Genomic DNA, 6,004 nt, shown 5'->3' with positions numbered 1-6,004 from the left:
AAGGTTGGGAAATGTAGCAAAAATGGCACAAAATGGGTTGGCTGCGGCTTCGGCCAAACGCCGCCTGGCATGGCAAAGTCCGGACGCACATACGGCTCAATGCCGGCAGACTCGTAAGAGCTTGCATGGGCCGAAGGCAGCCGTGGAAATCTGGCGACGTTCGACCAAGATCATGCGACCACGGCATGAACGGCGATACTGAATTGAGGGCGGCCCGAATGAACCGCCAAGCACGACAATAGTGGCGCCCTTGCGTTAAGCCTCGCGCAATCTCTGCAATCTATGCTGATGCCAGATTGTAGAGGTTAAAATGAAGCGCAGGCCGATCCTACTCTTCGCTTTTCCGGCTTTCATCCTGATGGTTTTGGCCTGCGAGCGAATGGCGACCATGCTGCTCGGGAGCTATCCCGCCAGCCCCGCAATGTGGAGGATCTGGCTTGAACTGCGCCCCTTGTCGGCGATGTTCTGGCAACAGGTCGACCTGTATCTCCACGGTTCGATGGTTCTGGATGCCCTCATCCTGATTGCCGCGGCGCTGGTGTTCTGGAGCGCTTGCCGCATGAGACCAGCGGCTGCTTTCTTCCTCGCCAACCACGTCGCCCTGCTTTTTGCCGGACTGATGATCGCTTCCGGCAGTCGTTCGGAGACGGCGAGCACGGTCGCTGCGTTTCCGATGCCCAACGGCCTGCAATTCGCCCTGAAGATCGATTTTACCTGGCAGAACAGCGTGGTGCTTGTCCTGGGCTTCGCCGCCTGCGCGTACTGTCACGTCGCGTTCCTGCGCGAGACGCGACAGCGCGGCGAGTCTCTTGCCCTGCGTCTCATGACTTTGGGACGGGACCTCTAGGTTCGGCTCCGTCCGGCTTCACCGGAACCCCGATATGCCTCAATTGATCTTGCGATAATAGACCTTGCCGTCCGGCGTTTCCGTTCGCTGGTAGGCGGGGTTCGGGCCAGGGGGCGCTGCATTTTTCCGCTTGAGTGGCCGTGGCGTCTCGGCGGCCGAGGGTTCGGCCGCGACTTCGCTGTTGCCGGAAGATGCATCCGCCAGGGTGCTGGTGACGACGACGGGTTCCGCCGCGCTGGTGCTGCTGTCCTCGCGCGCCGAGGGCGGGTTTTGTTCCAGCCGGGCTATGTTGCCGTTGATCTGGTTGAAATTCCCCTGCAGTTGGCTGTCCAGCCGTTCAAATCGGTTTTGAAACCCGTTGTTGACCGTGTCGAGCCGGGCGACGATCCGCTGCTCGAACGCACCGAGTTCCTCGAGACGTCCCTCGACGGTGCGCAGGTCGTTGATGCCTCGATAGAGGTAGACGGCGGCGGTTGCGTTCAGCACGGCAAACAGGGTCAATCCGACGCCGACAACGACCGCCAGCCGAGACCGGCTCGCATCCTTGCCGAGCAGTTGCGGTTCAATCGGCTCGGCCGAGACAGTCGGTACATGCGGGTCGCTGATCGTCGTCATTGAACCACCACCTTGGTGCCAACTGGCACGCGCTTGAAAAGATCGATCACGTCCGTGTTGGTAAGGCGAAAGCAGCCCGACGTGCCATCGAATCCCACGCCCGAGGGATCGTTGGTGCCATGGATGCGGTAGAGCGTGTCATGTCCGTCCCGCAGCAGATACAGCGCCCGCGCGCCCAAGGGGTTATAGGGACCCGAAGGCACCAGCTCCGGGAGTTCCGGTTGGCGGGCGCGCATTTCCCGGGGCGGGCGCCACTGCGGCCATTCCGTCTTGGCGCCGACTTTCACCACCCCGGTCCAGCCAAATCCGTCACGCCCGACGCTGATCTGGTAGCGCAATGCCTGGCCCTGGCGGGTTACCAGGTAAAGCGCCTTCTCGCTCTTGCGGATGATGATCGTTCCCGGCTGTTCGGTGGTCGCGAAGGCAACCGCCTTGCGCAGGCTGGGTCCCATCGCCGGCAGAGGCGGCCGGTCCGAAAGCCCCGACCGCGCCTCGGCGAAGCCTTGGGCCGACATCGCCAGCAGCAGGCCGAGCACGCAGGTGCCGGCCAGCCTTGGGACGAGGCCTTCTCTACCGGGCAGCGTCATCGAGCCGCTCTTTGAACATCTTCTTCAGATCCTTGTTGAAGCGCGCCCTGCCGTCCACTTCCGAGGGCAGGATCGCCCGGTTCAAGGCATCGGTCAGGAGAGCGTTGTCCAGTGCGACCGATTTGATATGCGGAGCCTTGAAGATCTTCTCGAGCTCGCTGCGCGAAAAATGGTTCCCAAACCATTTGCGCTTGTGCTTGTTGGCGACGAGCGTGATGCTGACCGCATTGCCGCGCAGTTCGCGGATCTTCTTGTAGAGCCGCTTGCCCTGCCGCAGTGAAGCGACGTTGAGTTCGAAGACGATGAAGATCTCGTCGCTGGTTGACAGCACCGAATTGTGCCAGGGCGTTTCGATATTGGGCAAGTCGATAACGATGTCATCGAAGCGATAGGCGACGAGGTCCAGAAGCCGGAAGACGAAATCGCTGCCGTGCGGCTCGAAGGGCAGTTGCGGCCTCTCGAACGCATAGAGGGTGAGACCGGACGGGCGCGTGAGCTTGATGACATCCATCAGCTCGACATCGAGCCGTTCCGGCTGGCTGATGATGCCCGCGAGATCGAACTGGTTGAACAGATTGAGATAGGCGCCGCAATTGGCGCTCTGGAAATCGAGATCGACCAGGCAGGTCGAGGCCGCGCGCTCCGCCGATTTCGAGGCGAGGAATTCGGCCGCCGACAAAGCGAGCGTCGTGGCACCGGCCCCACCGCTGGCGCTGATGAAGGTGATGATCCGGCTTTTCGTGCCCTGGCTGCCGGTATCGTGGAAGGTCACGGCGTTGAGCAGTTCCTTGCCGTCGAGCGGCTTGTGCAGCCAATCCGAGGCGTTCATGCGCACCAGCACGCGCGTCTGTTCCGACGTCAGCTCATCGGAAACCGCGATCAGCGGCACGGTCGCCCATAGCGCGCGCGCCTCGACGATGCCGGGCTTGCCCAGCAGGTCGCCACCGCCGAGATCGAGGATGACGATGCCGGGACGCGTATCGGCGGGCGGGCCTTTGAGAAAATCATCCGTCTCGGAAACCCTGACGTCGTAGATCGCCAGCGCATCGAGCCGCGTCGCCACATCGCGCTTGAAGTTCGGATCCGACGAAAACAGCGCCACCTGCTTTCGCTTTGTCGGTGTAACCTTGGTGTTGATGGCGTTCATGGCCAGGTGCTCTTCAGATCTTCGCCCGTGACCGTGCTCAGCATGGAGGGCATGTTGATGTTGGCGAAACCCATCAGTCCCTGCAGGAAGAAGAACTGGAAGGTTCTGTTCTGCAGGCTGACGGTGACTGTCGGCACCGGACCGCTTAGCCGGGTCTGATAGCCAAGGCCGGTGGCCGAGTAAGTGACCACGACGTTGCTGCGCAGCAAGCCCGGGAAGAAGTGGCACATGCCCGGCCGCTGGTTTGCGGCCAGGTTGGGGCAGGCGTCATCATTGGTGTTTGCGGTGTCGCCACGGAAGATGCGACTGAAATTGGCGGCGCTGAAGCCGCCGCCGTTGCTGCAGCCGCCCGTGCCTGCGGTGTAGGTGCAGACGAAGGGACCATAGGCGCCGGCGGCAACCGGGGCGCCGGGAGACGAGATCGGACCCGCGGTCGCCAGGTTGGTTGCCACCGCATCCGATATCGACGCCAGCCGGCCGCCGACCTGCACCGCCTTGGTGGCCGCGTTCCATTGATAGAACGCATAGCCGAAATCGACGAAGCCCAGGACAAGCGAGAACAGCAGCGTCGATACGATGGTCATTTCCACCATCGCCGCGCCGTCTTCCGATTTTGCGAAACGCTGGATCATGATCAGAACCGGATCAACCGCTCGTCGTGGGAGCCCTGAAGCGTTATCGGCCCGATGCCTATGAACGCCAGCATTCCGACACCGGTGTATGGGTAGGTACCGGACGCGCGGACGGTGCAGACTTGTGCGGTGGTGGCGCGATATTGGGTAACGCCGCCCACTACGGTATCCTGGCAGGAGTTGTTGGTGGTCACGGTGACATTGGAGGTCTGCCAGCCGCTGACGCGCGGAGTATCGGTCACGACGCCGTTGACAACGGTTACGGATGGCTTGCCGTAGACAGCGATGTTCGCGGCAATGGCGGTACAGTCGATCGCCGCGAGCCCGGAGTCGGTATACAACTGACTGTTGCAGCGCGCGGCATAGCGAGCGGCGTCCGTAAGCCCTGCCTCCATCAGCAGCTTGTCATGGATCAGATTGCCGAACTCGAACACCCCGGCAGACAGGACAAGCATCAGCGGCGTGATTATTGTCATCTCGACAATCACCGCGCCGCGTTGATCGCGCCGAAATCGATCGAAATATCGGGACAGCATCTTGAACATCGCGGTCACCGGTAGAGCTGCGCTTCGTCGCGCAGATAGTTGTCGAGCGTACCGTTGCCGCCCTTGCCGGTGATGTCGACCAGTTCGACATAGATATTCTTCCCGTCTTTGATCGACTCGGTGATGAAGAAACTGCCGAACCTCCTGACCGGGATGCCTGTCTGGCGGCCGCTGAAATTCGTACCCGAAGCCTGAAGCGCATTGCAGTCCAGGATTGCGCCATAGAGCAACCGGCGATCAGGCGTCGAGATCGGGGTGCCGGCTGCCGCAGGCGGGACCCCAGTTTCGCCACCGACGGCAGCGTCCTGATAGATGTTGTTGTCGATCTCGTAGCGATAGACCTCGTAACGTGTCGGGAGATTGGCGCCGGTTCCTGATAGCGCTGCTGGCACGGCACGTGTCGGGTGATTGGCAGCCCAGTAGCGCGCGAAATTCCAGTCACCGTCGCCCATGCGGCCGCCCATCATGGTGCAGTTGCCGGCGATCTGGCACGAGTCACGCTCAAGTCCGACACCCTTCGTCGGGTCTGTTTCGTAGTCGACCTTGTTGCTCTTGACGAACTGGCTGCCGTTCTTGGCGCCCTTGCGGACATTGACCGCAGGTCCGTCCGAATAATTGGACGAGTCGATGCCGAAGCGCGAGTTGATACCGTTCTCGACAGGGCCGGCATTCTGTCCGGGCTCGGTGTCGACGCCGTCGCGCGAATAACAATTCTGCGGCTTGGAGTCGGCGAGCATCTTTTCGAGCTGATTGGCGCCATTGCCAAATGGTGAAGCCAGGAAAGCGAAGTTGCCGGGAAAGTAAGATCCGTCGCCGCGCAGGACGATCTGGCGCCGACGGTATTGCCTCGTTTGTGCCGCCTGTTCCAGCGTGACGCCACCGGTGATGGACGTGTCCTCATACGGGTTGCACATGAAGACTGGCGTGTAATCGCAGACGCCCGACGTGAACCCGGCAGTCGCCTGGGCTGCGACGTTGAAGCTGTTATTGGCCGAATTGCCCGTCAGAAACGACGCGGGGAATATTGCGGCGAAACCGGTCGGCGCCACCTTCACTTCAATGAACGCCGTTTCGTCTTCGCCGATGGATTGCGTTGCATTGGCATAGTTTGCGCTGGTGACCGGAGTCCCGTCTGATGCGGGCAAGGTCTTCAGGAAACACCACGAAATGTTGCCGGCGCTGTTGCATCGTGCGGTGCCGCCCGGTTGCCCGGACGTCAAGGTGAACCGGCCATTGGCGCCAACGGTGGAGAATGCGGCCTGGTTGGTAACAAGTGTCGCCATGGCACGTTCGGCTCTGGCCCATGAACCGGGCAAGCCGTCAAGCTCGGCGGCTCCGGCCAGCGCAAAGGCATCCGCCGCCTTTTGCAAATCGTTGTGAAGGTTGTTGGCCCGGCTCATGTCGATCGCCAGCAAGGAGAAGCCGATGATCGCCGGCAGCGTGACGCTGACGAGGATCAGCGCTATTCCCCTCTGATCGTGCCAGAACGCGCGAATGGTCCGCAGCATGGCGTTACTCTTTTGCTCCCCTGACGCCAGGCTCCTCGTATGGCCCGGCGCACTGAAACCGCATCCTTCCGTTCCAGTTTACTGCGTCGTCGTCACACCCGACCCCGCGCCGCCGACATTGAC

General features: G+C 61.6%; 8 protein-coding genes. 2 read left to right on the top strand and 6 right to left on the bottom strand.

Annotated features, from left to right (window positions below):
• Together C1D09_RS33475 and C1D09_RS19335 are read left to right on the top strand one after the other, a co-directional pair.
• The coding region (locus C1D09_RS33475; protein ID WP_208760405.1) for a hypothetical protein at positions 1-202 on the top strand (202 nt) is incomplete at its 5' end.
• A gap of 108 nt (positions 203-310) precedes the next feature.
• Positions 311-847 carry a hypothetical protein gene (locus tag C1D09_RS19335; RefSeq protein ID WP_143975818.1) on the top strand — a complete coding sequence of 179 codons (537 nt, stop codon included), beginning with the start codon at positions 311-313 and terminating at the stop codon, positions 845-847.
• 39 nt (positions 848-886) lie between these two features.
• Here the strand turns inward: C1D09_RS19335 and C1D09_RS19330 are convergent, their stop codons facing one another.
• From C1D09_RS19330 to C1D09_RS19305, 6 genes are read right to left on the bottom strand one after another with little or no spacing between them, the layout of a single operon-like run.
• Positions 887-1,462, bottom strand: coding sequence for a hypothetical protein (locus C1D09_RS19330; RefSeq protein ID WP_143975817.1), 576 nt, complete (start codon positions 1,460-1,462; stop codon positions 887-889).
• Positions 1,459-2,049, bottom strand: a complete 591-nt coding sequence (locus tag C1D09_RS19325; protein ID WP_143975816.1) for a L,D-transpeptidase — start codon at positions 2,047-2,049, stop codon at positions 1,459-1,461. The genes C1D09_RS19330 and C1D09_RS19325 overlap by 4 nt, the downstream gene beginning before the upstream one ends.
• Positions 2,033-3,196: a CpaE/TadZ family protein gene (locus C1D09_RS19320; RefSeq protein ID WP_143975815.1), complete on the bottom strand. Its 1,164-nt coding sequence runs from the start codon at positions 3,194-3,196 to the stop codon at positions 2,033-2,035. The genes C1D09_RS19325 and C1D09_RS19320 overlap by 17 nt, the downstream gene beginning before the upstream one ends.
• The gene (locus C1D09_RS19315) at positions 3,193-3,828 is read right to left on the bottom strand and encodes a TadE/TadG family type IV pilus assembly protein (protein ID WP_143975814.1); all 636 of its coding nucleotides are present in this window, start codon (positions 3,826-3,828) and stop codon (positions 3,193-3,195) included. The genes C1D09_RS19320 and C1D09_RS19315 overlap by 4 nt, the downstream gene beginning before the upstream one ends.
• Before the next feature lie 2 nt (positions 3,829-3,830).
• Positions 3,831-4,373: a TadE/TadG family type IV pilus assembly protein gene (locus C1D09_RS19310; RefSeq protein ID WP_246135807.1), complete on the bottom strand. Its 543-nt coding sequence runs from the start codon at positions 4,371-4,373 to the stop codon at positions 3,831-3,833.
• A 5-nt stretch (positions 4,374-4,378) separates the two neighbouring features.
• Positions 4,379-5,881: a TadE/TadG family type IV pilus assembly protein gene (locus C1D09_RS19305; RefSeq protein ID WP_143975812.1), complete on the bottom strand. Its 1,503-nt coding sequence runs from the start codon at positions 5,879-5,881 to the stop codon at positions 4,379-4,381.
• Positions 5,882-6,004: the final 123 nt, after the last annotated feature.

This window comes from Mesorhizobium intechi (assembly GCF_002879535.1).
Taxonomy (GTDB): Bacteria; Pseudomonadota; Alphaproteobacteria; order Rhizobiales; family Rhizobiaceae; genus Mesorhizobium; species Mesorhizobium intechi.
Note: the sequence above shows the minus strand (reverse complement) of the source record. Positions and strands in the feature narration are given on the sequence as shown.

Excerpts from the sequence above, each read along its gene's own strand:
- C1D09_RS19335 (WP_143975818.1), top strand. The coding sequence starts at position 311 with ATGAAGCGCAGGCCGATCCTACTCTTCGCTTTTCCGGCTTTCATCCTG.
- C1D09_RS19330 (WP_143975817.1), bottom strand. The coding sequence starts at position 1,462 with ATGACGACGATCAGCGACCCGCATGTACCGACTGTCTCGGCCGAGCCG.
- C1D09_RS19325 (WP_143975816.1), bottom strand. The coding sequence starts at position 2,049 with ATGACGCTGCCCGGTAGAGAAGGCCTCGTCCCAAGGCTGGCCGGCACC.
- C1D09_RS19320 (WP_143975815.1), bottom strand. The coding sequence starts at position 3,196 with ATGAACGCCATCAACACCAAGGTTACACCGACAAAGCGAAAGCAGGTG.
- C1D09_RS19315 (WP_143975814.1), bottom strand. The coding sequence starts at position 3,828 with ATGATCCAGCGTTTCGCAAAATCGGAAGACGGCGCGGCGATGGTGGAA.
- C1D09_RS19310 (WP_246135807.1), bottom strand. The coding sequence starts at position 4,373 with ATGTTCAAGATGCTGTCCCGATATTTCGATCGATTTCGGCGCGATCAA.
- C1D09_RS19305 (WP_143975812.1), bottom strand. The coding sequence starts at position 5,881 with ATGCTGCGGACCATTCGCGCGTTCTGGCACGATCAGAGGGGAATAGCG.